The sequence below is a fragment of the Bradyrhizobium retamae genome, from assembly GCF_001440415.1.
In the GTDB taxonomy this organism is placed as follows: domain Bacteria; phylum Pseudomonadota; class Alphaproteobacteria; order Rhizobiales; family Xanthobacteraceae; genus Bradyrhizobium; species Bradyrhizobium retamae.
Map to the genome: position 1 here is coordinate 1 of NZ_LLYA01000155.1, position 25,536 is coordinate 25,536.

Genomic DNA, 25,536 nt, shown 5'->3' on the forward strand with positions numbered 1-25,536 from the left:
GGCCGCCGACCCTCCGCCATGAAAAGATTCACAGCCTCGTAGGGTGGGCAAAGCGCAGCGTGCCCACCGTCAATGTGCGGGCGGTTAGCTGGTGGGCGCCGCGCAACGCGCCTTTGCCCACGCTACACGCTTACGCCTGCGCCGAATCGGCCGCCTTCCAGCGTTCGGCGGCGACGAACATGCCCCACATCGTTCCCAGCATCATCCAGAAGTGCCGCCAGTGGTCGGTATCGATGATGAAGCTCTCGCCGACCGTGCCGAGGAAGGCTGCGAAGATTGCCAGATAGGCCGGCTGCCAGGGCGCGCGGACGAAGACATAACGGAAGCCCGTCAGAACTGTGACGAAGACCAGTGCCGGATAGCAGACGCCGGAGAGCCAACCGCCCGACATGAACGCGTTCAGGTACGAATTGTGGGTGTCTTCCGGGAAGTAGCGGGTGAACTGTAGCGGACCGATGCCGAATGGCAGGCCCAACGCCATTTCTGCGCCGAGGATGTGCCGGCCGAACCGGCCGAAGCGGCCTTCGTCGTAGCTCTGGTCAAGGCTGGCGCGCTCCTTGAATAGCTGCGCAATCGAATCGAAGGACAGAAGCACCGCGACCAGGGCGGCTGCCAGCACTACGGTAACGAGCGCCATCACGATGATGCGCGAGCGCTGCGACTGCGAGCGGCTGGTCAGCACCATCAATGCCAGCACGAAGCCCGAGGTGATGATAAGCATGCCCCACGCAGCGCGTGAGAACGCCAGGAGAATCGCCAACGATATGATGCCAAACACGATCGCGCTGCGGAACGCCTTGCCGAATTTGTCCGTGACCACGCTTTGCAGCACGAGCAGCGCCGGCAGGACCAGGAACGCGCCAAACACGTTCGGGTCCTTGAAGGTGCCGCGGGCGCGGTCATACAGCGTCAGCAGGTCGCGCCCGCCGGGGACGAGATTGAAGTAACCCGCGATGCCGGCGAGCGCCGCAACCATCGCGCCGACGATGAGGCCGCGCCGGAGCATGTCGACCCGCGCCGCGGTATCCTCGGAGATCACCATCGCGAAGAAGATGACCGTGATCGCCATATACCAGGAAGTCGCAATCCAGCTCGGCACATTGGGCCGATCCATTACGGCGACCGCACTGATGCTGTAGCCGAGGTTGAGCAGGAACAAGAGCAACAGCAGCGGCGTGAATACCAGCCGCATCCGTGCGCCCGTTGCGAAGAAGATCACCGAGGCGGCAAGCGTCGCCAGCTCATAGGGGCTCGGCTCGATGAAGACGATGGCGATGGATGCACCCACCAGCCAAACCAACGCGCGCTGCAGCGCGAGCACGCCGGGCGCGGCCGTTATCGATGGAAGCGATTCCCCGGCTGTCGCCGCATACGCCATTACACACTCACGCAACTCAACAAAAAAATCGAACCGCTGCTTCCGTCATTGCGAGCCACCCGGTCGGCGCAAAGCGCCGCCGGCTGGCGATCCTTCAATACGCGTTCTCGCTCTTGGTCATCAGCGCGATCGGCGTCTTGAGCAGGATGTAGAGATCGAACAGCACCGACCAGTTCTCGATGTAGTAGAGGTCGAACTCGACGCGCTTCTGGATCTTCTCGTCGGTATCGACTTCGCCGCGCCAGCCGTTGATTTGCGCCCAGCCGGTAATCCCTGGCTTGACGCGGTGGCGCGCGAAATAGCCGTCGACGGCTTCGTCGAACAGGCGGCTTTGCAACTTGCCTTGCACGGCGTGCGGGCGGGGACCGACCAGCGACAAATTGCTCTTGAACAAGACATTAAAGAGCTGCGGCAATTCGTCGAGGCTGGTCTTGCGGATGAAGCGCCCGACGCGGGTGACGCGCGGGTCATTCTTGGTCACGACCTTGGAGGCGGTCGGATCGGCCTGATGGTGGTACATCGAGCGAAACTTGAAGACGTCGATGCGCTCATTGTTGAAGCCGAAACGCTTCTGGCGGAACAGTATCGGCCCGGGGCTGTCGAGCTTCACCGCGAGCGCAACCAGCCCCATCACCGGTAGCGCCAGCAATAGGATCACGAAGCCGACGACGTGGTCGAACAGCCACTTCATCACGAGGTCCCAGTCGGTGATCGGCGCCTCGAACACGTCCAGGGTAGGCACCTTGCCGAGATAGGAATAGGAGCGGGGACGGAAGCGCAACTTGTTGGTATGGGCCGACAGTCGGATATCGACCGGAAGCACCCACAGCTTCTTTAACATATCGAGAATGCGCGTCTCGGCCGAAATCGGCAGTGCGAACAGCACGAGGTCGATGCGGGTGCGGCGCGCGAACTCGACGATGTCGTCGACCTTGCCGAGTTTGGGACTGCCGGCGCAGGTGTCCATCGCGCGGTCGTCGTTGCGGTCGTCGAACACGCCGAGCACATGGATGTCGGAATCATCCTGCGTCTTGAGCGCCTGGACGAGTTCCTCGCCGTTCTGGTCGGCGCCCACGATGATGGTGCGGCGATCGAGCCGGCCCTGACGGGCCCAGCGGCGCACCAGCGAGCGTAGGAACACGCGCTCCGTGACCAGCGCTGCGAGGCCGCTCACGAAAAACGCCGCAAGCCACAGCCGCGAAATCTCGCTGCCGAGCTTCACGATGAAGGATGCGCCGATGAACAGCAGAAACACGAATGCCCAGGATGAAATCATCCGCGTCATCTGGCGAAGATAGCCACGGAATAATTGCACCTGATAAATATCGGCGGCCTGGAAGCAGATCACGGCCGTTGCCGCCACGCCGAAGATCGCCGCAAGAAATTCCCAGGAAAAGCCGCTGAGAGGCACGACGTAACCAAAATAGAGCGCAGTACCGATCGCGCTCAACATCGCGAAATCGATCACGCGAACCACGCCTGCGATCACGATCGGCGAATAGGCGCGGCCAACTTTCTGATGGGTGACGGCGAGCGCTGCCGGAGACAGCCTGCGGCGCCGTTCGATCGGCGGACGGTCGGCGCTGGCGGTCGCCGCGGCATCGAGCATCGAGCGTGCGTTAATCCGTTCCACTGTCCTCATCCCGTTCTTGAGCGGGCACATAGGAACGTGCCCACAGGTGCGGAATTCCCCCACACCACGGCTTACGGGACAAATCGGAAGAAACAGTTACGTTGGTAAAGAACGGTTAACGATTGGCAAACGCCTCGCGGTAGCCGGCAACAACGCCCTCGACCATCGCCTTCTGCGAAAAATGCTGGACGATTCGTTCGCGCAGCGATTTGGCTCGCTCCTTCGTCGCGGCCGGATCCTTCAGCGCGGCTTCGATGGCATCGGCCATGGCGGCTGCGTTGCTCGGCGCGAACAAGGCATCGCCATGCGGGCCGAAAATTTCGGGGATGCCGCCGACATTGGCGGCGACCATCGGAATGCCGGCAGCCGCCGCCTCGATCACGACGTAGGGCATTGAGTCTCCGCGGGAGGGAACCACCAGCAGCGAGCCCTTGGAGAAGCCGTAACGCGCCTTGACGTGACCGATGAAGCGCACGGCCTCACCGAGGCCGAGCCGCGCGACCTGGGCTTTGAGGCCTTCGCTTTCCTCGCCGTCGCCTGCGAGCGTAAGCGTCACCGGACGGCCGTCGACGCGCAGCCGCGCTACCGCATCGATCAGAAGGTCGGCGCCCTTGATGTGTCGGAACTCGCCGACATAGATCAGGTCGGTGGCGTCCTCCGCCTTGACGACGGGATCGAATTCACTGGCGGTGACGCCGTTGAACACGCATCGCACCAGTCCCTTCGGCGTGCCGATGGTGCGCTGGTAGGTGTTGCGAGCAAACGCGCTTTCGAAGAGGAACAGGTCGGTATCGTTCATCAGCGCGCGTTCGACACGGGCATAGATGTTGCCCTTCAGCGTCGACAGCGGAAAGTGCAGCGAGCCGCCGTGCGGGGTGTAGACCCTGATCCTGTCGCGGGAAGCGGTCTTTAGGCGCATGAAGGCACCGGCCTTGGCGCCGTGACCGTGCAGCACGTCCGGCTTCAATTGGCGGATCATGCGCTGGAACCGGGCCCACACCAGAAAATCGGACGGCAGCGGCTCGCGGCGAATGGCGGTGCGGTGAACGCCGAGCTTGAGGCGCGGGGCGATTTCCGCCAGCGCCTGCTCGGCGCGTTCGCCGCCGGTGAGGCTATCGGCGATGATGCCGACGTGATGGCCCCGATCGACCTGGCCGTTGGCGAGATCGAGGATGTGGCGGAAGATGCCGCCGACCGGCGCGCGCGTTGCGTGCAGGATACGAAGCGGCTGACCGTCAACGACAGGCATCGAAATCGCCTTCAGATGCGACAGAAGCCTGCGCGGTTCGGGCCAGGCAGCCCGCAAGCGTCAGCGCAGCGATCAGATATGGAATAGGGGCGAGCATGCCTCGCATTACAGGTATCCTGGAAAAGTATTCCGCGATTAAGGGCTTTGATGGTTAACAAAAAATGACTGCGCGCGCGAGGTGCTGCTCGGGCCCGCAGACGAGGCAAAGTTAACCCAGCAGCAACCATAATGAAGTGTAATCGCCCCGATCGAGTGGACCGATAGTTGTGTCCGCGGGAGTGTGCGATGCGTTTGGCGTTCTGGCGTGCAGGCAAGGACAAGCCGGTGGTGCAGCGGGCGATGGCAAGGCCTGTGGCTTCGGCTCAAAAGCCTCTCGCCGCATCTGATTCCGGCGATCTCGATCTGCATGCGCTTGGTCAGGCGTTGATGCGCAGGCGGAGCTGGATCATCGTTCCGACATTGCTGGCGCTGGTGCTGTCGCTGGCCGCGGTCAACATGATCACGCCGCGCTACAAGTCGGAAGCACGCATCCTGGTCGACGGGCGCGAGAACGTTTTCCTGCGGCCGAACGGCGAGCGCAACGAGGAGCGCAGTGCGCTCGACGCCGAGGCCGTCACTAGCCAGGTGCAGTTGGTGCAATCGCGCGATTTGGCCCGCGAGATCATCAAAAAGAACAAGCTAGCCGAGCGTCCCGAATTCGATCCGGTGCTGCAGGGGTTCTCGCCGCTGAAATCGCTGCTGGCGCTGGTCGGCATCGGGCGCGATCCGTTTTCGTTGACGCCGGAAGAGCGCGTGCTGGAGGCCTATTATGAGCGCTTCACGGCCTATGCGGTCGACAAGTCGCGGGTCATCGTCATTGAATTCCAGTCGCGCGATCCCGAACTCGCCGAGCGCGTCGCCAACTCGATCGCGGAAGGCTATCTGGTGCTGCAGCAGGACGCGCGGCAACAGCAAGCGAAGTCTGCCAGCCAGTGGCTCTCGGGTGAAATAGAACACTTGCGCAAGCGCGTGGCCGAGGCCGAATCGCGGGTCGAGGATTTTCGCTCCAAGTCGAGCCTGTTCGTGGGCACCAACAACACCACGCTGTCCAACCAGCAGATGGGCGAGATCAATACGCAGTTGAACAACGCCCGCGCGCTGAGGTCGGATGCCGAATCCAAGGCGCGGCTGATCAAGGAGATGCTTCAGAGCGGCAAGCCGATCGAGGCTTCCGAGGTGCTCAATTCCGAACTGGTACGCCGGCTGTCCGAGCAGCGCGTGACGCTGCGCGCGCAGCTCGCCGAGCAATCCTCGACGCTGCTCGGTGGTCATCCCCGCATCAAGGAATTGAAGGCCCAGCTTGCCGATCTCGATCGGCAGTTGCGTGAGGAGGCGGGCAAGGTTTCCCGCTCGCTGGAGAACGATGCCCGCATCGCCGGCGGCCGGGTCGAAGGCCTGACGGCGAGCCTCGATCAGTTGAAAAAGCAGGCTTCTTCGACCAATGGGCAGGACGTGCAGCTCCGCGCCCTCGAGCGCGAGGCCAAAGCGCAGCGGGACCTCTTGGAATCCTATCTCGCCAAGTACCGCGAGGCGAACACCCGCGAGAATATCGAGGCGGCGCCGGCCGATGGTCGCATCATCTCCCGCGCTACTGTCTCCAACACCCCGGCCTATCCGAAGAAGCTGCCGATCGTCTTGATCGCGACGCTGGCGACCCTGCTGCTCACTTCGGGCGCGATCGCGACCGGCGAATTGCTACGCATGACCGCGCCTCGGGCACTCGGTGCGGCTTCGCCGGAAGAAATTGCGCCCGAAATCGCACCCGAAATTCTCCTGGCTTCTGCGCCGGAACCGGTGCGTGCGCCGGCGATCGCGCCCGAACTGCCTGTGGCGAACCTCGCTGAAGCGGATCACGTTTCAGAGCCAACGTTGAATGAGCCGCATGCCGACGCCCCGCGCATGGATGCTGCGGCGGGCGACAGCGAGATCGAGCAACTGGCTGATGAGCTGGTTGGCGCAGCCGCTGCAGCGCGCAAGGTGGCCGTGCTCGGCACCGCATCGAGCGAGAGCATCACGCTGACCGCACTCACGCTGGCGCGGCTGATGGCGCAGCAGGCAAAGGTCGTGGTGGTCGATCTCGTCGCATCCTCGCCGACGATGACGGCGGCGTCGGTCGATCCGGTAGCACCGGGGCTTGCCGAACTGATGCAGGGCGAAGCCTCGTTTGCGCAGATTATCACCAAGGATCGGCTGTCGCGCGTCCATCTCGTCAGCGCCGGACGCCCCGACTTCGACCGTGCGCAGCTTCAATCGCCGCGGCTGACGCTTGCGATCGACGCGCTGCTGCGGGTCTACGATCATGTGCTGCTGGATGCCGGCACCGCGTCCGATCTGCCAGCCGAACTCCTGACGTCGCAGGCGCGCGCGGTCGTGGTGCCCGAAGCGTCGATGGCGCAGGATGCGCGCGCGCTGATGTGCGATCAGCTCAAGGCGGTCGGCTTCTTTGAAGTGACGATGCTGAGCAAACCGTGCGAGTCGTCGGACGCCGTCGAAGCCGCTCCGCGCGTGGTGGCGGCTTGAACGAATTCGTAGGGTGGTCAAAGCGAAGCGTGCCCACCATTCAAGAGAACGCCGTGAAAGGGTGGGCACGGCGCAAGCGCGCCTTTGCCCATCCTACGCTAGATAATCTAGACAAACGCGCTGCGCAGCCTTTGCGCCATCTCCAGCAGCGCTGGATTGTGCTTCACCAGCCGCTTGGTGCGGTTGAGGCCCGACATGACGCTGGCGGCAAGCTTGCCGCGCTGGCTGAGCGGGATGAAGCTGTCGAAGATTGGCTCGTCGCTCTTGCAGAACAGCCGCTTGTAGTCGTCCGATCCGATACCGAGGTCGAGCGCGCGGTAACCCTGTGCGGCATAGTGGTCGATGATGTCGCGCATCAGGATCAGGCCGGGGCTGTACTTCGAATTCGCCGACATCGTGTAGGTGTTGAACATCATCGAGAACCGATGCCCGTCGGCGACGCCGGCAAAGATCGCGATCACTTCCTCGTCGCATTCCAGCGCGTGGATGTCAATGGCGTGCCCGGCGCCGGCGAGCGGCGCGGTGCAGGCGCTGCGGACGAATTCCTCGATGCCGGGATCGGCGAACACGTTCGGCAGCTTCTGTTCGGCCATCCGCAGCGGCTTGACGCGGAAGAACCAGTCGAGCAGCCGGGTGATGTCGGCCTCTGACGACGCAATATGACTGCGATAGCCGGGCAGGGACTGCAGCTTGCGTTCCTTGCCCTTGAGGCGGCGCCGGAACGAGTTGCTGATCAGCGCGGCGGGCGCAGCGTCAGGCTCGATCGCCAATAGCGGGCAATCATTGGCCGAAGGTTGATGCGGCAGCAAGGCGAGCGGGTTGGGTAGATCGCGCCAGCGAACCGGTTGCTGGTGCAGCGCGAGGACGTCGGCTTCGGACCGCTGCGATATCGCCGATATCAAGGCCTCGAGATCAGCTTGCGTTGCGCTTGCGGCGAAATCGCGGTCGAACAGCGCCATGTTGAAGGTGGAATGCTTGCCGCCCATGAAACTGGCGCAGCGCGCGCCATAGGCGTGCCTGAGCGCGAGCGGAAGCAGCAGCAGCGGACGGCGTTCCGCGTCGTAGGCAATCACGATGAAGGGAACGAGGCCTTCGCGCTCGCCGACCTGCCGCTGCCAGGGGCTGAGGAAGTCGAACCGCTGATACGGCGTGAAGAAGGTTTGCGCGCCTTCCAGGTTGCGCCAGACGCCTTCGGCCGCGGCGAGGTGGTGAACGATGTCGATGCCGGCGATGCGGCTCGCCTTCGACCACCCATCTGCATCCGCCGTCTGGTCTTCAATCGCGGCAGCCATGGTCATCGCAGAGCCCGTGTTATATGAATTTGCTTACAATTTCGGCTTTGGCCGACCTTCGCAGGGAAATGTCAACAAAGGGTAATACGATGCGGGCGCGGCGGGGCAGCGGAACCGCATGCTGAGGGCGGTACGTTGGCGTCGGATTTCGGAATTTTGCGGTGGGCCTGGATGGAGCTCGCCTATTTCAGCGGCTACTTCAGGCTGAAGCAGCGGCAGAGCGGTGGCTCCGGCGTCATTTTGCGGTTCGAGCGCGTGCGTCCGCGAGAATCCCGGCCGTTTCAGCCCAATCGGTGGCGTGAAATCACGCCGCAATTTCTCGACCGGACGATCCGCGCGCTGAAGCGCTGGAACTTCGACCTGATCACGATGGACGAGGTGTGCCGGCGGGCGGTCACGCTGCCAAGGCCCAGCCGGTTTGCCTGCCTGACCTTCGACGGCGGCTGCAAGGATGTCATCACGCACGCCTATCCGGTGTTGTCGAAGCACGGCGTGCCCTTCACCCTCTACCTGCCGACCGCGTTTCCGGATGGGCTCGGCGAAGCCTGGTGGCTCGCTCTGGAAGAGATGATCGCGTGCGAGGATCGCATCAGCCTGGTGATCGACCGCAAGGAGCGGCGTTTCGCAACGGGCAGCACGCATGAGAAGCATGACACGTTCGAATTTCTGGCGAACTGGATGCTGACACTGCCGCCGCCGGATCTTTCGTTTGCGATCCACGACCTCTGCACGCGCTACTCCGTCGATATCGCGGCGCTGTCGCGCGCGGACTCACTGGATTGGGACGATCTGGCCAAGCTCGCCGCCGATCCGCTGGTGACGATCGGCAGCGCAACGGTGAACTATCCCCCACTGTCCAACCTGAAAGGGGCGGACGCGCAGCGCGAAATGACGATGGGCAAGGCGGTTGCGGAGACCGCCTTGCGCCAGCCCGTCAGCCATTTCGCCTATCCGTTCGGTGACCGGCAATCCTGGCGCAGGGAACATGTCGTGATGGCGCAGGAGGCAGGTTTCGCCAGCGCGGTATCGACGATCCCAGGCGTCGTCGAAGCCAAAGGATACACGGATCTGCATGCATTGCCGCGGATCGCCTGGGACGGACGGCAGGGTTCGCTGCGCACGATGCGGGTGTTGCTGTCAGGGATGATGTTTCCTGCGGTCAGGCAGACCCGGGACAATTGGGTTTAGAGCGTTTTCAAGCGAAGTGGATACCGGTTCGCGTGAAGAAAACGCGTCAAAACAAGAATCTTCTAAGCCGCGCGATCGGGCCGCGACATCCAGCTCACGATCGGCATCGCCGGCAGCACCCATCCAAGCCCGGCCACGACATAGAAGATCGCCTGCAGCAGGCCTGAACTGGCCAGCCACGGCGTCTGGGCGATGGTCATCCCCAACAGCGACCACACCACGACCAGCACCAGCAAAGCGAGGGTTCCGAAGAATTTGCGGGTGCGTATCGTCATGGCGGATATATCAGGCTCGTGGCGGGTTGCGCGCGGGAAGGGGCGGACTATAAGGGGCGCGCCAGTTCAATCAAGCGCGCCTTCGGGGCGAGCCAGGACGGATTTCAAGACGGGTTTTATGACCGCCAGTTCCACACAGCAGGCCCCACATGCCGGCGCCGTCCGGTGGTGGCTGATCGTGGTTGCCGCGCTGATTGCGGTCATGGTGCTGGTCGGCGGCGCCACCCGCCTGACGGAATCCGGATTGTCGATCGTGGAGTGGAAGCCGGTTACCGGCACGCTTCCCCCGCTCAACGAGGCGCAATGGGCGCAGGCGTTCGAGGGCTACAAGGCCATCCCGCAATACCGCGAACTCAACGCCGGCATGAGCCTTGCCGAGTTCAAGACCATCTTCTGGTGGGAATGGAGCCATCGCCTGCTCGGGCGCGTGATTGGCGCGGTCTACCTGCTGCCGTTCCTGTACTTTCTGTGGCGTGGTGCGTTCAGCGCTGAATTGAAAAAGCGGTTGTGGCTGATCTTCGGCCTCGGTGCGCTGCAGGGGGCGGTCGGCTGGTGGATGGTCGCCTCCGGCCTGTCCCAGCGGACCGAGGTATCTCAATATCGGCTGGCGACGCATCTGGTGCTCGCTCTGATCATTTTTGCGTCGATCATCTGGACGCTGCGGCGGATGCGTGCGCGTCCGCAACCTGCTGCGGCGCCACGACTGAAGATAACCGCCGTGGCCTTGCTGGGATTGACCTTCTTACAGCTCTATTTCGGCGCGCTGGTCGCGGGCCTGCGCGCAGGCCGGGTGTACAACACCTGGCCCGAGATCGACGGCGCCTTCATTCCATCCGCGGCGCGGCTGTTCTTCGAGGAGCCGTGGTGGCGCAACCTGTTCGACAACACGCTCACCGTGCAGTTCGAGCACCGCATGACCGCCTACGCGCTGCTGGCGCTGGCGGTCTTTCATGCGGTCGATAGCGTGAGGTCACGGGCCGGTGTTGCCGTGGTCGGCGGCGCCTGGTCTCTGGTGGCGGCGATCGCGCTGCAGGCCTGGCTCGGCATTCTGACGCTGCTCCAGCAGGTGCCGATCGATCTCGCGCTGGCGCATCAGGCCGTCGCCATCGTGGTCCTGACGCTGGCGGTTTTGCAGACAGAGCGTCTGGTTGTGCGGCGTACCGAGCGCGACCGGCAGAAGCTGGTGATGCCGGTCGGGCAGCCCGGCTGAAATTGAGCAATTCTAATCTGTTGCTATTGCCGGAAGTGCCCGATTTGCAGGGGTTTCTTGCTGCGCAAGGGCCTTGATGCATTTGGGTGGCGTGCGACCGCTTTACTTGAATCGTTTGGACGATAAAACGAGCCAAAACAAAGGTTCAGATTCATGTCGTCAGCTTTCATCCAGGCCGCAATCATCCTGCTCCGCGAGGGGCTCGAAGCCATGCTGGTGATCGCGGCACTCGCGGGCTACCTGATCAAGGCCGGTGCCGCCCACCGCATTCGGGCGCTGTACGGCGGCGCGCTCGCCGCGGTCGGCGCCAGCTTCGTCGCCGCCTGGCTATTTGCGGTGCTGAACTCCGGCGACCACAGCGATATCCTCGAGGGCGTCATCATTCTCGCCGCCGCCGCCCTGATGCTCTATGTCAGCGGCTGGCTGATGGTGAAGCAGGACCCGCGCGGCTGGCAGGATTATCTCGCGCATAAAGCCGACCGCGCACTGTCGCAGGACACGGTGTGGGCGGTCGGCGCGCTGGCTTTCCTCGCGGTGTTCCGGGAGGGCGCCGAGACCGTGCTGTTCATTCATGCGCTGGCGAAGACCGAGGGCGGCTGGAGCGCTGGCCTGTTCGCCGGCCTTGCCGCCGCGGCGGTGGGCCTCGCCGTGCTGTTTTATTTCATCAACCTGATCGCGCGAAAGCTTCCGCTGCGGCCGCTGTTCATCGTCACCTCGGCGTTCCTGTTTGTGATGGCGATCAAGTTCATCGGTGAGGCGGTGCAGGAGTTCCAGGAACAGGCGATCATCACGGTAACCGAGGTGAAGGGGTCGGCGTTTCTGACCGCAATCGGCCTGAATCCTTCCATGGAAGCGCTGTCGATCCAGGGCCTGGTGGTCCTGTTTGCGCTGGCGAGCTATTCGGTGGTCCAGCGCAACAACCGCCTGATGCGCGAGGACAGGGCCGCTATGCGCGCGGCCGAGTAATTCATCGCTGCCGATTGAGTCCAAGATAGTCGAGCCCGATATCCAGCGCGGCCGAGCTGTGGGTCAGCCAGCCGGCGGAAATCAGGTCGACACCGGTCGCGGCGATCGCTTTTGCCGTCTCGGCCGTAATGCGGCCGGAGGCTTCGGTGATCGCCCGACCGCCGGTCATCGCCACCGCCTGTCGCAGCTCCTCAACCGTCATGTTGTCGAGCAGGACGGCGTCCACGCCGATCGCAAGGGCCTGTTCGAGTTGCGCCAGGGTATCGACCTCGACCTCGATCTTGACGAGGTGGCCGGCATGCGCCTTTGCGCGTTCGATCGCGGTCCTGATATCGCCAGCCAGTGCGATATGGTTGTCCTTGATCAGAATGGCGTCGTCGAGGCCAAAACGGTGATTGCTGCCACCGCCGGCGCGGACCGCGTATTTTTCCAGCGCGCGCAGCCCGGGCGTCGTCTTGCGGGTACAGACGATGCGCGCCTTGGTGCCTTGTACGGCCGATACCAGCGAGGCCGTTGCGGTCGCGACGCCGCTGAGGTGGCAGAGAAAATTCAGCGCCGTCCGTTCGCCGGTCAATAGTCCGCGTGCCGGCCCCTCGATCGCGGCGATCACGTCTCCCGGCGCCACCACGCTGCCGTCAGGGCGCTCCGCTTCGAGTTGGATGGCAGGATTGACGAACTGAAATGCACAGCGCGCGATGTCGAGCCCGGCCACCACGCCGGGCTGGCGCGCGCGCAGCACCAGCGAGGCGCGCTTGTCCGCCGGAACGATCGCATCTGCCGTGATGTCGCCGGCGCGGCCTAAGTCTTCGAGCAGGGCGGTCCGAACCAGCGGCTCGTACACGACAGGCAGAAGCGGGGTTAGTGTCATGGCTGGGCATTCCCGGCAAACAGAGATCCGGTTTCAGCAATCTCGCGCGCGGCGTCGAGGGCGTCCGCAAGCGAGATGGATGAGGATACGGCCGAAGGCAGGACATCGGGGAAGTCGGTGCGAAAATGCCCGCCGCGGCTTTCCTCGCGCCGCCAGGCGGCGACCGCGATCATCAATCCCACCAGCGCGGGATCGGCTGCCGCACTTCTGCCGTTGGCGAGCGGATGGAGGCTGCGGATCGCGCGCTCTATGCCGTGCCGGTCGCGGAGCACGCCAAGGCCTTGCGACAGGATCGGCCGTATGGCCGAAGGATCGGACGCGGGCGCAGGTGCGTTGGCCACGCCCACTTTCAGCGGGCCGTGGCTCGCGCCCGAGACGCTCTCTGCAACCCACTGCGCACAGACGATGGCTTCCATCAGCGAATTGCTGGCGAGCCGGTTGGCGCCATGCAGCCCGGTGCGGCTGACTTCGCCGCAGGCCCAGAGGCCGTCCACGCTGCTGCGGCCTTCGCTATCAACGGCTATCCCGCCCATGTGGTAGTGCACCGCCGGCCTCACCGGAATCGGATCGGCCGCGGGATCGATCCCGGCCATTTTGCAGAAGGCGGAGATGACGGGATAGCGTTCTGCAAATTCCGCTCCCGGATGCTTGCGCGCGTCGACGAAAACACGATGTCCTTCCGCGCGGCGGTGCCAGACCGCGCGCGCGACAATGTCGCGGGGCGCGAGCTCGGCACCGGGCTGGTCCATCATGAAGCGCTGCCCGGAATCGTCGATCAGGATGGCGCCGTCCCCGCGCACGGCCTCGGTCACGAGCGGCATCGGGCGCGACGGCCCGTCGAAGGCGGTCGGGTGAAACTGGATGAATTCGAGATCGGCGAGCAGCGCGCCGGCGCGCGCCGCCAGCGTCAGCCCCTGGCCGTAGCAGCCGGCAGGATTAGTGCTGTCAAGGAACAGTCCGCCGATGCCGCCCGTCGCGATCACGACGCGACCGGTATCGATCACCAGCGATCCCTGCGCGTTCACCGCGAGCACGCCCCTGATGGCGTTATCCTCGACGATCAGGCTGCGCGCCTCGACGCCCTCCAGCAGCGCGACCGACGGACAGCGGCGTACTGCTGCAATCAGCGCGCGCATGATCTCGCGGCCCGTGCCGTCGCCGGTGGCGTGCACGATCCGGTTGCGGCCGTGGGCGGCTTCGAGGCCAAGCCGCCACCCACCGTCAGGCCACCGGTCGAAGGCAACCCCAAGCCTGGCGAGATGCTCGACGGCGGCAGGCGCGGCCTGAACGAGCCGGCTCGCAATGGCCTCGTCGCACAGGCCCGCGCCAGCGGCCAGCGTATCGGCCAGGTGCAGGGCAGGGTCGTCATCGTCGCCCATCGCTGCGGCCAATCCGCCTTGCGCCCACAGGCTCGAGGCTTCCGCGCCGAGCGGTGCCTTCGACAGCAACACGACCGGCTCGGGCGCCAATTGAAGCGCCGTCATCAGTCCGGCGGCGCCGCCGCCGATGATGACGGGACGGTGGTTAAGCGCTGAAATCTCCGTGCTCATACCGCCAGCATCCTTTCGACGGCGCGACGGGCAGGGTTCGCAATCGCGGGATCGATCGTAACCTCATGCCGGCCGGTTTCCAGCGCATGGCGGATGTTCTTCAGTGTGATCCGCTTCATGTGCGGACAGAGATTGCAGGGCCGGATGAACTCCAATTCGGGATGGAGCACCGCGACGTTGTCGCTCATCGAGCATTCCGTCAGGAGCACGACGCGAGGCGGCCGCTGCTTGCCGACGTATTCCGACATCGCGGCCGTCGAGCCGGAGAAATCGGCTTCCGCCACCACTTCGGGCGGGCACTCCGGATGCGCCAGGATGGTCACATCGGGATGATTTTCGCGCAGTTGCCGGACGTCGGACGCCGTGAACAGCTCGTGCACCTCGCAATGGCCCTTCCATGCGGTGACCTTCACGTTTGTCTGCGCGGCGATGTTCTGGGCGAGGTACTCATCCGGCAGCATGATCACCCGCTCCACGCCCAGCGACTCCACGACCTTGAGAGCGTTGCCGGAGGTGCAGCAGATGTCGGATTCCGCCTTCACCGCGACCGAGGTGTTGACATAGGTGACGACGGGAACGCCGGGATAGCGTTGGCGCATCAGCCGGACATCCTGCGCGGTGATGGAATCTGCCAGCGAACAGCCGGCTGCGAGGTCGGGGATCAGCACGGTCTTTTCCGGATTCAACAGCTTGGCCGTCTCGGCCATGAAGTGCACGCCGGCCAGCACGATAACGTCGGCATTGACCTTGGTGGCTTCGCGCGCCAGCAGCAGGCTGTCGCCGACGATGTCGGCGACACCGTGGAAGATTTCAGGTGTCTGATAGTTATGCGCCAGGACGACGGCATTGCGCTCGCGTTTGAGCGCCAGAATGGCGTCGACATCCTCGGCAAAGACGGCCCATTCAGGCGGCGGGATGACCCGTTTGACCCGATCGTAAAGCGGCGCGGTGCGCGTGAGCGCTGAGGAGCTGAGATTGGCCATTTATACTCTCCGTGAGTATATCGTGGCTTATACTTATCCTGAGCATAATCGAAGTCAAGTGCGCGATAAGGGAAGTTTGGTTCCGGCGATTGCCCGCTCCGCCAGCACGCCGTGGCGGAACCTGAACAATTTGGCGGGGCGGCCGACGGTGTCGGCGGCGATTGCGCCAGTTTCCTCAACGAGTTGCTGCTGCTCGATCAGGCGACGAAAATTCTGCTTGTGCACCAGCCGACCTGCAAGTGCCTCAACGCTGCGTTGCAGTTGCAGCAGGGTGAATTCCGCCGGCATCAGTTCGAACACCACGGGGCGGTATTTGATCTTGGCGCGCAGGCGCGCGATGCCGGTGGCAAGAATGCGGCGATGATCTCCGGTCATCGGCCGACCAGGGATGACGGTCGTGGCGGCAGCGCCGTCACGCACGGCTTCCGGGATCAAGCCGGCTTCATAGAGCAGTTCGTAGCGCTGCAGCACCAGCTCCTCGTTCCATTCGCGATCGTCGAGGCCAAACGTGATGGCGGCGCGCTGCCAGCGTTGGCGCTGCAGGCCGGTGGTCTCAGCGGATTTCGCCCACGCCCGCAGCCGCGACGCCAATGTCTTGGCCAGCGAAGCGGGGAGACCGGCCCGGCGATCCTCCCATGGAAAATACTCGTACCAGCCGGACCAGTGCGCCTCAAAACCCTGGCCGACCTTGTCTTCGCGAGTCAGGCCCAGATAGCTGATCGAGATCGAATGTGGTGACTTGGCATCTCCGGCGCGCCCACGATCGGCAAACGTGTAGAGCTGCTCGACATAGCCGAGGGGATGGCCGGTCTGTGCCTCGACCCAAGCCCGCAATCCCGTCTGCAGCGAACGGTGCGCGAATTCGAATGGGCCGCTCGGCAACGCGCCATCGTTTGCGATGGTCATGATTTTGGGCTCGCCCTCGGTGACGGCGACGAGGACGGCGACCAGATCCGCCGTGACCGCGTTGGCAGAACCGGCTGCCCTGCTTTTTGTCGATGCCCCTGCCACCTCTGTTTTCCGTCTCCGTCGCTGATGCGCCGTTAGCAATATCCGTACACACCGCAGGCATAGGGCAGGCGAGCCCAGTAGGGTGTATAGGAGCCGCCATAATAAGGGCCGTCATAGCTGTAGGAATGGCTGGTTCCGTAATAGCCTGGCAGCGTCGACGACCCTGGCAGCAATGGCGTGCCCCTGATCAGCGGCACGTAGGGCACCACTCCCACCGGCTTGATCAGCACCTCGGGCTCGTCTTCCGCGACGACCACCAGTTGGCGGCCGCGCCGCACATAGAGCGGTGCGGAGCCAGGTGCAACGGTGGTTCGGTAATTGTAATGCGCCCGAGGTAGGCCCGGCGGCAATTTGCTGGCGGCACGAACCGCGGCGCGCTTGGTGGCGGCAGCGGCGTCGGCGGCGACAGCGGTTCCGATCGCGAACGTTGCAATCAGCAATGACATCGTCCAGCGCAGCATGGTTGGCTCCGAATCACTCGGGGGCGGATCACGGTCACTTTATGCCGGAATGACCGTTAATGAGAGGCTTGTGATTGCAGAGCCTGGAAGGTGGTTGGACCTCACTCGGACGTCATCGCCCGCGCAGTTTTTAGCCCGGACAGAGAGGGCGCGGCGTACTGGATACCCGCTTTTCGCGGGTATGACGATCTGCTGCGGGGCGACCCGACCGTGCCCATTTGCATCACGCGCTCAGCGCCTGCTCCAGATCCGCGATCAGATCCTCCTTGTCCTCGATGCCAATCGACAGGCGCACCACATCAGGCCCCGCGCCGCTTCTTACCTTGGCGTCGTCGTCGAGCTGGCTGTGCGTGGTCGAGGCCGGGTGAATCACCAGCGAGCGGGTGTCGCCGACATTGGCCAGATGCGAGAACAGTTTCAGGTTCGACACCAGGCTGACGCCGGCGTCGTAGCCGCCCCGCAGGCTGAAGGTGAATACGGCACCGGCGCCCTTCGGCGCGTATTTGCGCGCGAGCTTGTTGTACCTGTCGCTGGCGAGGCCCGCATAGTTCACCGAGGCCACCGCGGGATGCCCGGCCAGAAATTCCGCGACCGCCTTGGCGTTCTCGCAATGCTTCTGCATGCGCAGCGGCAGCGTCTCGATGCCGGTCAGGATCATGAAGGCGTTGAACGGCGACAGCGCCGGGCCGAGATCGCGCAGGCCCAGCACGCGGCAGGCGATCGCGAAGGCGAAATTGCCAAACGTCTCCTGGATCCTGATGCCGTGATATTCCGGCCGCGGTTCGTTGAGCATCGGATATTTGTTGTCCTTCGACCAGTCGAAGGTGCCGGCATCGACGATGACGCCGCCGAGCGAATTGCCGTGGCCGCCCAAGAATTTCGTCAGCGAGTGCACGACGATGTCGGCGCCGTGATCGATCGGGCGGATCAAATATGGCGTTGCCAGCGTGTTGTCGACGATCAGCGGCACGCCGGCCTTGCGGGCCACTTCCGCAATCGCTTCGATGTCGGTGATGCTGCCGGCGGGGTTGGCGATCGACTCGATGAAGATCGCCTTGGTGCGCGGCGTCACCGCGCGCTCGAAACTGCCGATATCGTCGGGGTCGGCCCACGCGACGTTCCAGCCAAAGCTCTTGAACGCATGCGTGAACTGGTTGATCGAGCCGCCATAGAGTTTTCGCGCGGCGATGAATTCGTCGCCCGGCATCAGCAATTGCTGCAGCACGACGACCTGCGCCGCGTGTCCCGAGGCAACAGCAAGCGCCGCGGTGCCGCCTTCCAGCGCCGCAATGCGCTCTTCCAGCACGGCGGTCGTGGGATTGCCGATGCGGGTATAGATGTTGCCGAACGCCTGCAGCCCGAACAGCGAGGCGGCATGGTCGGCATCATTGAATACGAAGGACGTGGTTTGATAGATCGGCGTCACCCGCGCGCCGGTGGTGGGATCGGGCTGCGCGCCGGCATGCACGGCAAGGGTCGAAAATCCCGGGAGACGGTCGGTCATTCTTCTTCGTCCTGTTCTCTGGCTTGCTTGAAATGCGTGGGTGATGCTGATCGCAGCCGTGTCCGCCGTCAAGGCGAGGCGTTCACATGTGGCGGATTGGAAACGGGCCGGCTTCGTCAGGCCGCGTCTTCGGAATAATTGTTTCTCATTGCTTCACGTCGGCTCGCTTTTGTTCTTTGCGGCGCGATCCGACGCTGCCGTTGCCCCGCCGCCGACGCTCATCCGGTTCAGCGATAGCCGCATGCCCTGCGTCGGGATCGGCGCGCGCTTGGAGCTCAGCGTGCGCGAATTGACGCCCATCCATGAAATCTCCGACGACAGCCGACCATACTCGATCTTCGGGCAGCGGTTCATCACCACCTTCATGCCGGCGGCTTCGGCTTTTGCGGCAGCCGCGTCGTCGCGCGCGCCGAGCTGCATCCAGATCACTTTTGGCAACGGCGACAATGTCAGGGCCTCCTCGACGACAGGCATGATGTGGCTGGAGCTGCGGAAGATGTCGATCATGTCGACGGCACGGCCGATATCAGACAGCGAGGCGACAAAAGGCTTGCCGACCAGGTTTTTGCCGACATGACCGGGGTTGACCGGAATCATGTCGTAGCCACGCTGTGCCAGGTATTTGAACGCGAAGTAGCTCGGCCGCACATTGACCGGCGAGGCCCCGACCATCGCGATCGATTTCACGGAGTTGAGAATGCCGCGGATGTAATTGTCGTCGTAATTGTCGTGGTTCATTCTATCCTCTTGCGTCATTGCGAGCGCAGCGAAGCAATCCATCTTTCCGTTTTGCCGTGATGTGGATTGCTTTGTCGCTTCGCTCCTCGCAATGACGAATAATCACTTATCCTGCCACTTTGGCTCACGCTTCTCGATGAACGCGCCGATGCCTTCCTCGGCATCGCGCGCCATCATGTTCTCGGTCATTACTTCGGCCGTGTAGCGATAGGCCTCGGCGAGGCTCATTTCGGCCTGGCGATAGAAAGCCTCCTTGCCGAGCTTGACGGTATAGGCGGATTTGAGCGCGACCTTCTGCGCCAGCGCGATCGCCGCATCGCGCTCGGTGCCGGCGGCAACGACGCGGTTGATAAGGCCGATATTCTTCGCCGTCGTCGCCGAAATCGGCTCACCTGTGAGCAGCATCTCCATCGCCTGCTTGCGCGGGATGTTGCGCGACAGCGCCACCATGGGGGTCGAGCAGAACAGGCCGATATCGACGCCGGGGGTCGCGAAGCCTGCCGCCTCGGAGGCGACCGCGAGATCGCAGCTCGCCACCAATTGGCAGCCAGCGGCGGTCGCGATGCCCTGCACGGCGGCGACGACGGGCTTCGGCAGGTGCACGACAGCCTGCATCATCGCGCTGCAGGCGTTCATGATCTGCCCGAAATAGGCGCGCCCGAGATCGGCATCGCTGCGGCGCGCGGTCAATTCCTTCATGTCGTGGCCCGCGGAGAACGCCGGGCCGTTGGCTGCGATGACGACGGCGCGGACGCTGTTGTCGTCGTGGATTTCCTTCAGCGCGCCGTGCAACTCGGCGATCAGGCCCTCCGACAGGCTGTTGCGCGCCGCCGGCCGGTTGAGCGTGAGCACGCGGATGCTGCCGACATTTTCCTGCAGCAGGATCGGAGGTTGCGGCGTGGGTGCGCGAGCAGTTTGGGCGGGCATCTCTGAGGCTTCCACTCCAAGATTTTCATTTTGGCTTTGATGACAACGTAATGTAACAGGCAGTCTTAATCGAGGGGCAGGGTGGCATGGCGGCAGCGAAAATGAGCGTGGCTGAGCTGGAGAAGTTCCTCCGCGAGGAGTTTCCGCAAGCCTTCAGCGATGGCGATATCACGATCGAGAGCGCCGACGGCGAGACCTGCCTGCTGCGGCGGTGCTACGACGAGCGCATGCTGCGTCCAGGCGGCACAGTGTCGGGGCCGACCCTGATGGCGATGGCCGATTTCGCAATGTATGTGGTGCTGCTCTCGGCGATCGGCCCGGTGGGATTGGCGGTAACGACCAATCTCAACATCAATTTCCTGCGCAAGGGCCAGCCAGGACAGGACGTGCTGGCCGCCGCGCGCCTGCTGAAACTCGGCAAGCGGCTGGCGGTTGGCGAGGTCAACCTGCTGTCAGGCACGTCGCCCGATCCGATCGCCCATGTGACGGCGACCTATTCCATTCCAAACACATAGGCTTTTGGAAGGTAGTATTGCACCATATTTTTAAGTAATTGTTTTCGTTAGCGTAATTTCCAAACGTTGATGTTGACTGTCAACATTCGGTTCTCTAGAAACCCGCCAGTTCGGCGCATCTGGCGCCGGTTTCCATTTTCACGGATTTCCTCACATGAAAACCTATTCGGCAAAGCCCGCCGAGGTGACGAAGAAGTGGGTCTTGATCGACGCCAAAGGTCTGGTGGTCGGCCGTCTCGCCACCCTCGTCGCGATGCGCCTGCGCGGCAAGCACCTCCCGACCTACACGCCCCACGTCGATTGCGGCGACAACGTCATCATCATCAACGCGGCGCATGTCGTGCTGACCGGTCGCAAGCGCGACAACAAGGTCTATTACAAGCACACCGGCTTCATCGGGGGCATCAAGGAGCGCACCGCGAAGTCGATCCTCGAAGGACGCTTCCCCGAGCGCGTGGTCGAGAAGGCCATTGAGCGCATGATCCCGCGCGGGCCGCTTGGACGCGTGCAGATGGGCAATCTGCGCGTCTACCCCGGCGCCGAACATCCGCATGAAGCCCAGCAGCCCGAGAAGGTTGATATCGCTTCGATGAACCGCAAGAACATGAGGGCCGCATAAGATGTCGGATACCATGCAGTCGCTCGACCAATTGGCGTCGTTGAAGACGGCCGCTCCGGAAGCGCCGAAATACGTCAAGAAGGTCGACAAATACGGCCGCGCCTACGCCACCGGCAAGCGCAAGGATGCGGTCGCCCGCGTCTGGATCAAGCCGGGCGCCGGCAAGATCACGGTCAACACCCGCGAAGTCGAGACTTACTTCGCCCGTCCGGTGCTGCGCATGCTGATCCAGCAGCCGCTGGTCGCGGCCGCGCGTGCCGGCCAGTACGACGTCATCTGCACGGTCGCCGGGGGCGGTCTTTCGGGCCAGGCGGGTGCCGTGCGTCACGGCATTTCGAAGGCGCTGACCAACTTCGAGCCCGATCTGCGCGGCGTGCTGAAGAAGGGCGGCTTCCTGACCCGCGACTCGCGCACCGTGGAGCGCAAGAAGTACGGCCGGGCCAAAGCGCGCAAGTCGTTCCAGTTCTCGAAGCGCTAATTGCTTCGCTAAAATTTGCAGCGGATTGCTGCATCCACGGGACGAAAAAAGGGCGCCGATCGGCGCCCTTTTTGCTTACTATTTAGTAATGCGTTACCACGGATTTTCGTGAAAACTTGCTTACCTGCACAAACGAAATTGGAACACGGCCCTCCTAGTGTCCTGACGCGATGGCGCGAAATTGCATTTTCAGAGTGCGCCGAACAAGTTGCATCACACGCGTTCGGGTGAGCCCATGTCGTTCGATACTTCCACGCTATATTTATTTGCTACGATGGTCGCAGGCATGCTCGGGGCCATGCTGATGCTGTTCGGCAGGCAGGAAAACATTCCAGCCTTGAAGTGGTGGGGGACGGCCTATCTGCTTGGCGCATCGTCGGTGGCAATCTGGACCATCGGCGGCGCCACACTCGGCGAGCCGGTATTGCTCGCGCTGCATGCGCTTGGTTTCGTGGCCTGCGGCATGGTCTGGAACGCCGCGCGCGTATTCCATGGCCGCAAGCCCAACCTGCCGGGGCTTTCCCTCGGCGCGATCGCCTGGGTCGGCACAGTGCTGGCTTTGCCATCCTTGAATCCCGCCATGCGGCTGGTCGTCAGTGCGGCAATCGTCGCGATCTACGCGGGGCTGACTGCTTCCGAATTATGGAGCGAACGGCGCCGGACGATGCACAAGCGCTGGCCCGCGATCGCCGTGCCCGTAATGCATGGTTGCGTGCTGGCGCTGCCGATCCTGCTCGGCAGCCTGCTGCGTCCGCATGACGAGACATTTGCCAGTAGCATCTGGGTGACGGCATTCTCGATCGAACTGATCTTGTATGCGATCGGCACCGTGTTCGTGATCTTCATGCTGGTGTCCGACCGCGCCGTGACGGTGCACAAGACCGCGGCCTCGGTCGATCCCTTGAGCGGAATGCTGAACCGCCGCGGCTTTTCGGAAGCCTGCAACCGCGTGATCGAACGCGAGGCCGCCGCGGGGCGGCCGGTGACGGTGATGATTTTCGACATCGACCATTTCAAGAGCATAAACGACCGCTTCGGCCATCCCGCAGGCGACGAAATTCTAAAATTGTTCTCCACTGTCGTGGTCAGCAATTTGCGCATCAGCGATCTGTCGGGGCGCATCGGCGGCGAGGAGTTCGCGGCATTGTTGGCGTGTCCGCTGGAAGAGGGCGTGATCGTGGCCGAGCGCGTGCGCGAGGCGTTCGAGGCATCCAACATCGTCTGCGAGGAGGGGCCCGTCGACACCACCGTCAGCATCGGCGTCGCCGGCGGGCCGGCAGGGACGGAACTCGAAGTGTTGCTGGCGGCAGCAGATACCGCGCTCTATCAGGCCAAGCGCGGCGGTCGTAACCGGGTCGAGGCGGCGGAAGAGCTGCCGCTGTCGCTCGAGAAGTGGCGGCGCAAGACCGCGGGGCGCGCAGCTTCGCAACGCCAGGTGCCGGCGACGACTTGAACGTCCTGCGCAAACAACGCGGTATCTGGGGAGATTGATCCAACAGTTTTGGATCGCTCACCATGGGGAGTCCCGCGGTAACTTCCCGTTTACCATTCCATCCATATCATCTGCGTATGGATTCATCCCGCAGACGAAACCCGCAGGCTGCCCTGATGTCGCTCGAAGCGGCCGCAGCCTCCGCGCGCGGCGGGTTTGGCTGCATGTTCTCGACCTCGGAAGAATTCGAGATGGCGCTCATCACCGAACGCCGTGCACAGGGGCGTTACGTTCAGCGCAGAATGCGCTGGCCTGCCATCCTGTTCATCGGCTTTGCGCTGATGATCGCCGGCACGGCGCTGCTGTTCGGCTAGCCGCTACTCCTCACTTCGCCAATGGGTCGGGGCGTACCTGAATATGCACCGCCCGCGGCTTTGAGCCCTTGCCACCTTCCATCAACCAGGGGGTGCGGTCGCCGCTCGAACTCCAGAGACCACGGCCTTTCCAGCCTGCGTTCGGATCGTCAATGCGTCCGTCGAGGCCCTTGGCAAAAAAGCCGAGCGGATAGGGGATGCGCAGCATCACCATCTGCCCGTCCTTGAAGGCGACGAAGCCGTCGTTGAGGTTGGCGGTGGAGATCGGGATGTTCTCGCCGAGCCCGGCCGTGTTGTGGTGATCGACCCAGGTGTAATAGCTCGCCTCGGCGCTGGAGTTCTCGAATCCTTCGAAGCCGGGGCCCGGATATTTGAAGTAGGCGAAGCCTTCCGGGCAGTGGTTGCCGGTCGCGCCCGGCCCGTTCAGCGGCGCCTTGCACTTGCTGCGATCAAAGCGGATCAGGCTGCCGTTCGAGCCCGAGCCCCAGAGCACGCCGTTCTTGTCAATATCGCCCCCGCGGACGCCGATGCCTTCCTTCGGAATAGCGTAAAATTCCGAGAGCTTGGTCTTGGGGTCAAACCGCATGAAGCCGGGCGGCCCGACGAACACGTTGACGGTGTACCAGACCGTGCCGTCGGTCGGATGCGGCATCACCGCGTAGGGGCCGGAGCCCGCGATCCGCATATCCTTGCCGGCCTCCGCCGGCTTGCCCGGGTCGGTATATTCGTCGACCTTGCCGTTGCCGTTGGTGTCGAGCACGAATGGTGCCCAGCCCTGCGCTTTGACGGCATCGCCGGTCTCGTCCCATAGCTTGGTGTTCACCCAGCCGGCGACGGGACCGCTTCCCGAGAGCCAAAGCGTATCGTCGGCATCGTAGCCGAACTGCGGATGATGGGTGCCGAAGCAGGTATCGACGAAGCTGTACTTCTGGGTCTTGGGATCGAATACCGAAACTTGCCGCCCCGAGCGTTCCAGCGGGAAGGCCTTGGCCGACGGATGGTCAGATCCTTTGCGGCAGTAAGCCGGATTTTCGATGCCGCGCACCGCTGCCGCGAGCCACAGGCGACCCTTCTTGTCGAACATGCTGTTGTGATTGTTGGCCCGCTGGCTCCAGATCTTCTCTTCACCCCAATAGGCCGACGGGCTGACCGGATTGAGCACGGCCGTGCCATGGAGCGGCGGGCCGAACGACTCCGGCGCATTGGGATCGGCGACGGGCATTTTTGAGAACGTCACCTTGTGCGTTTTGGGATCGAGGATCGGCATGTCGTCGGAGGAATATTCGTTCGCGCCGAACAGCGGGCCGTAGGCATTGACGGTTGGATAACGCCGGTCCGAGGAGATCAAGTCGTGGACGAAGTGCTTTTCGGTCGCCCATTCCCACGACGAGATGACGACGTTGCGCTCGATGCCGGCCGGCCGCGATGGTTTTTCTTTCGGCAGTTCGCCCTTGGCCACCCGGTCGGTCCAATCGCCGAAATATTTGAACGGCACGCCGCCCATCTGCCCGGCGAGTCGGTTCACCATCCATTCGCCTGTTTGACCTGCGGCGACGCGGCGCATCCAGGCTTCCTCGTGCGATTTGAATTCGCCGAACCCGCCCGGGATCGTGCGCGTGGATTCCTGGCCAAGCTGATGACAGCCGATGCAGTCGACATTGTTCATCCGCTGGCGCCATATGTCCTGCGTGATTTCCTTCGGGATCTCCGTGCTGCCGCCGAAATCCTTCGCCGGCGGAGTCTTCATCATCGTGTACCAATAGATCGCTGAGTAATAATGGGCCGCCGCCGCCTCGTTTGGCGCCGGAACCGCCGTGAGGTTGACCTGCTGGCCGGGCTTGGCCCGCATCTTGGGTGAATCCACGAGGCCATAGCCGCGAACCCAGATCGCGTAGTTGACGTTCGGCGGCAGGTCCGGGATCACGTAACGGCCCTGGTCGTCGGTGACGACGATCTTGGCGAATTTCGTCGGCAGTTCGGTGGTCTCAGCGATGACCCAGACGCCGGCCTCTGGCCCGTTCGGTCCGCGCACCACGCCGCTGATATCGTCATTGTCGATGGCGACTGCCGCTGGCTGCTGCGCATGCGATGGCGCCGTCATCAAGCTCAATGCACTTGCCGCCGCAGCCAGGGTGAAGGAGAACAGGATCCGACCGAGATTCATTGTTTCTCTCCCCGCGACCATGAGCTTGTTGTCGCTCGTTGTTGGCGCAAGCCTACACCAGACCGGGGTTGCGGCGGGAGCATGTCCCGCGCGCGGTTTCCTCACGCTTGCGGCATCAACGACTACCGTGCATCGCAACAACGTCCATGCATCCGCCTTTTG

23 protein-coding genes are annotated in these 25,536 nt (G+C 63.3%); 9 read left to right on the forward strand and 14 right to left on the reverse strand.

The window, feature by feature from the left end:
* Window positions 1–130: 130 nt before the first annotated feature.
* From CQ13_RS18290 to CQ13_RS18300, 3 genes are all read right to left on the reverse strand, one after another.
* Window positions 131–1,378: an O-antigen ligase family protein gene (locus tag CQ13_RS18290; protein ID WP_057844244.1), complete on the reverse strand. Its 1,248-nt coding sequence runs from the start codon at window positions 1,376–1,378 to the stop codon at window positions 131–133.
* A gap of 94 nt (window positions 1,379–1,472) precedes the next feature.
* Window positions 1,473–2,987, reverse strand: a complete 1,515-nt coding sequence (locus tag CQ13_RS18295; protein ID WP_063800103.1) for an undecaprenyl-phosphate glucose phosphotransferase — start codon at window positions 2,985–2,987, stop codon at window positions 1,473–1,475.
* Between the two features lie 139 nt (window positions 2,988–3,126).
* Window positions 3,127–4,260, reverse strand: coding sequence for a glycosyltransferase family 4 protein (locus tag CQ13_RS18300; RefSeq protein WP_057844314.1), 1,134 nt, complete (start codon window positions 4,258–4,260; stop codon window positions 3,127–3,129).
* 285 nt (window positions 4,261–4,545) lie between these two features.
* Here CQ13_RS18300 and CQ13_RS18305 point away from each other — a divergent pair, with 285 nt between their 5' ends.
* The gene (locus CQ13_RS18305; RefSeq protein WP_057844245.1) at window positions 4,546–6,819 is read left to right on the forward strand and encodes a GumC family protein; all 2,274 of its coding nucleotides are present in this window, start codon (window positions 4,546–4,548) and stop codon (window positions 6,817–6,819) included.
* Between the two features lie 107 nt (window positions 6,820–6,926).
* On the opposite strand, the gene CQ13_RS18310 is transcribed toward CQ13_RS18305, so the two are convergent.
* Window positions 6,927–8,117: a GNAT family N-acetyltransferase gene (locus CQ13_RS18310; protein WP_057844246.1), complete on the reverse strand. Its 1,191-nt coding sequence runs from the start codon at window positions 8,115–8,117 to the stop codon at window positions 6,927–6,929.
* Window positions 8,118–8,246: 129 nt separating this feature from the next.
* Here CQ13_RS18310 and CQ13_RS18315 point away from each other — a divergent pair, with 129 nt between their 5' ends.
* On the forward strand, window positions 8,247–9,299 hold the full coding sequence (locus CQ13_RS18315) for a polysaccharide deacetylase family protein (protein ID WP_057844247.1): 1,053 nt from the start codon (window positions 8,247–8,249) through the stop codon (window positions 9,297–9,299).
* Window positions 9,300–9,361: 62 nt separating this feature from the next.
* Here the strand turns inward: CQ13_RS18315 and CQ13_RS18320 are convergent, their stop codons facing one another.
* Entirely contained in the window at window positions 9,362–9,574 is a 213-nt protein-coding gene (locus CQ13_RS18320; protein ID WP_057844248.1) for a DUF2842 domain-containing protein, read from the reverse strand.
* Window positions 9,575–9,692: 118 nt separating this feature from the next.
* On the opposite strand from CQ13_RS18320, the gene CQ13_RS18325 reads away from it, so the two are divergent.
* Window positions 9,693–10,784 carry a COX15/CtaA family protein gene (locus CQ13_RS18325; RefSeq protein ID WP_057844249.1) on the forward strand — a complete coding sequence of 364 codons (1,092 nt, stop codon included), beginning with the start codon at window positions 9,693–9,695 and terminating at the stop codon, window positions 10,782–10,784.
* Between the two features lie 153 nt (window positions 10,785–10,937).
* Window positions 10,938–11,750: an FTR1 family iron permease gene (locus CQ13_RS18330; RefSeq protein WP_057844250.1), complete on the forward strand. Its 813-nt coding sequence runs from the start codon at window positions 10,938–10,940 to the stop codon at window positions 11,748–11,750.
* Between the two features lies 1 nt (window position 11,751).
* Here CQ13_RS18330 and nadC read toward each other — a convergent pair whose 3' ends face one another.
* The 8 genes from nadC to CQ13_RS18370 form a co-directional block, all read right to left on the reverse strand.
* Window positions 11,752–12,618: a carboxylating nicotinate-nucleotide diphosphorylase gene (gene nadC / locus CQ13_RS18335; RefSeq protein WP_057844251.1), complete on the reverse strand. Its 867-nt coding sequence runs from the start codon at window positions 12,616–12,618 to the stop codon at window positions 11,752–11,754.
* Window positions 12,615–14,168, reverse strand: coding sequence for an L-aspartate oxidase (locus CQ13_RS18340; RefSeq protein WP_057844252.1), 1,554 nt, complete (start codon window positions 14,166–14,168; stop codon window positions 12,615–12,617). The genes nadC and CQ13_RS18340 overlap by 4 nt, the downstream gene beginning before the upstream one ends.
* Window positions 14,165–15,151 carry a quinolinate synthase NadA gene (gene nadA, locus CQ13_RS18345; RefSeq protein ID WP_057844253.1) on the reverse strand — a complete coding sequence of 329 codons (987 nt, stop codon included), beginning with the start codon at window positions 15,149–15,151 and terminating at the stop codon, window positions 14,165–14,167. Before nadA ends, CQ13_RS18340 begins: the two co-directional genes overlap by 4 nt.
* Window positions 15,152–15,205: 54 nt before the next feature.
* Window positions 15,206–16,162, reverse strand: a complete 957-nt coding sequence (locus CQ13_RS18350; protein ID WP_057844254.1) for an NUDIX hydrolase — start codon at window positions 16,160–16,162, stop codon at window positions 15,206–15,208.
* A 32-nt stretch (window positions 16,163–16,194) separates the two neighbouring features.
* Window positions 16,195–16,623, reverse strand: coding sequence for a hypothetical protein (locus tag CQ13_RS18355; protein WP_057844255.1), 429 nt, complete (start codon window positions 16,621–16,623; stop codon window positions 16,195–16,197).
* 223 nt (window positions 16,624–16,846) lie between these two features.
* Window positions 16,847–18,127 carry an O-acetylhomoserine aminocarboxypropyltransferase gene (locus CQ13_RS18360; protein ID WP_057844256.1) on the reverse strand — a complete coding sequence of 427 codons (1,281 nt, stop codon included), beginning with the start codon at window positions 18,125–18,127 and terminating at the stop codon, window positions 16,847–16,849.
* A gap of 153 nt (window positions 18,128–18,280) precedes the next feature.
* Complete coding sequence (locus CQ13_RS18365) at window positions 18,281–18,865, reverse strand: CoA-binding protein (protein ID WP_057844315.1); 585 nt, start codon at window positions 18,863–18,865, stop codon at window positions 18,281–18,283.
* Window positions 18,866–18,967: 102 nt separating this feature from the next.
* On the reverse strand, window positions 18,968–19,792 hold the full coding sequence (locus CQ13_RS18370) for an enoyl-CoA hydratase (protein ID WP_057844257.1): 825 nt from the start codon (window positions 19,790–19,792) through the stop codon (window positions 18,968–18,970).
* A gap of 86 nt (window positions 19,793–19,878) precedes the next feature.
* Between CQ13_RS18370 and CQ13_RS18375 the strand changes: the two genes are divergently transcribed.
* The 5 genes from CQ13_RS18375 (at window position 19,879) to CQ13_RS18395 (ending at window position 23,210) form a co-directional block, all read left to right on the forward strand.
* Window positions 19,879–20,307 carry a PaaI family thioesterase gene (locus CQ13_RS18375; protein ID WP_057844258.1) on the forward strand — a complete coding sequence of 143 codons (429 nt, stop codon included), beginning with the start codon at window positions 19,879–19,881 and terminating at the stop codon, window positions 20,305–20,307.
* 154 nt (window positions 20,308–20,461) lie between these two features.
* Window positions 20,462–20,926, forward strand: coding sequence for a 50S ribosomal protein L13 (gene rplM / locus CQ13_RS18380; RefSeq protein WP_057839142.1), 465 nt, complete (start codon window positions 20,462–20,464; stop codon window positions 20,924–20,926).
* Between the two features lies 1 nt (window position 20,927).
* The gene (rpsI, locus tag CQ13_RS18385; RefSeq protein WP_057844259.1) at window positions 20,928–21,404 is read left to right on the forward strand and encodes a 30S ribosomal protein S9; all 477 of its coding nucleotides are present in this window, start codon (window positions 20,928–20,930) and stop codon (window positions 21,402–21,404) included.
* Window positions 21,405–21,639: 235 nt separating this feature from the next.
* Window positions 21,640–22,857 carry a GGDEF domain-containing protein gene (locus tag CQ13_RS18390; RefSeq protein WP_057844260.1) on the forward strand — a complete coding sequence of 406 codons (1,218 nt, stop codon included), beginning with the start codon at window positions 21,640–21,642 and terminating at the stop codon, window positions 22,855–22,857.
* Window positions 22,858–22,973: 116 nt separating this feature from the next.
* Window positions 22,974–23,210: a hypothetical protein gene (locus tag CQ13_RS18395; protein ID WP_057844261.1), complete on the forward strand. Its 237-nt coding sequence runs from the start codon at window positions 22,974–22,976 to the stop codon at window positions 23,208–23,210.
* 10 nt (window positions 23,211–23,220) lie between these two features.
* Here CQ13_RS18395 and CQ13_RS18400 read toward each other — a convergent pair whose 3' ends face one another.
* Window positions 23,221–25,374: a carboxypeptidase-like regulatory domain-containing protein gene (locus tag CQ13_RS18400; protein ID WP_057844262.1), complete on the reverse strand. Its 2,154-nt coding sequence runs from the start codon at window positions 25,372–25,374 to the stop codon at window positions 23,221–23,223.
* Between the last annotated feature and the right edge of the window lie 162 nt (window positions 25,375–25,536).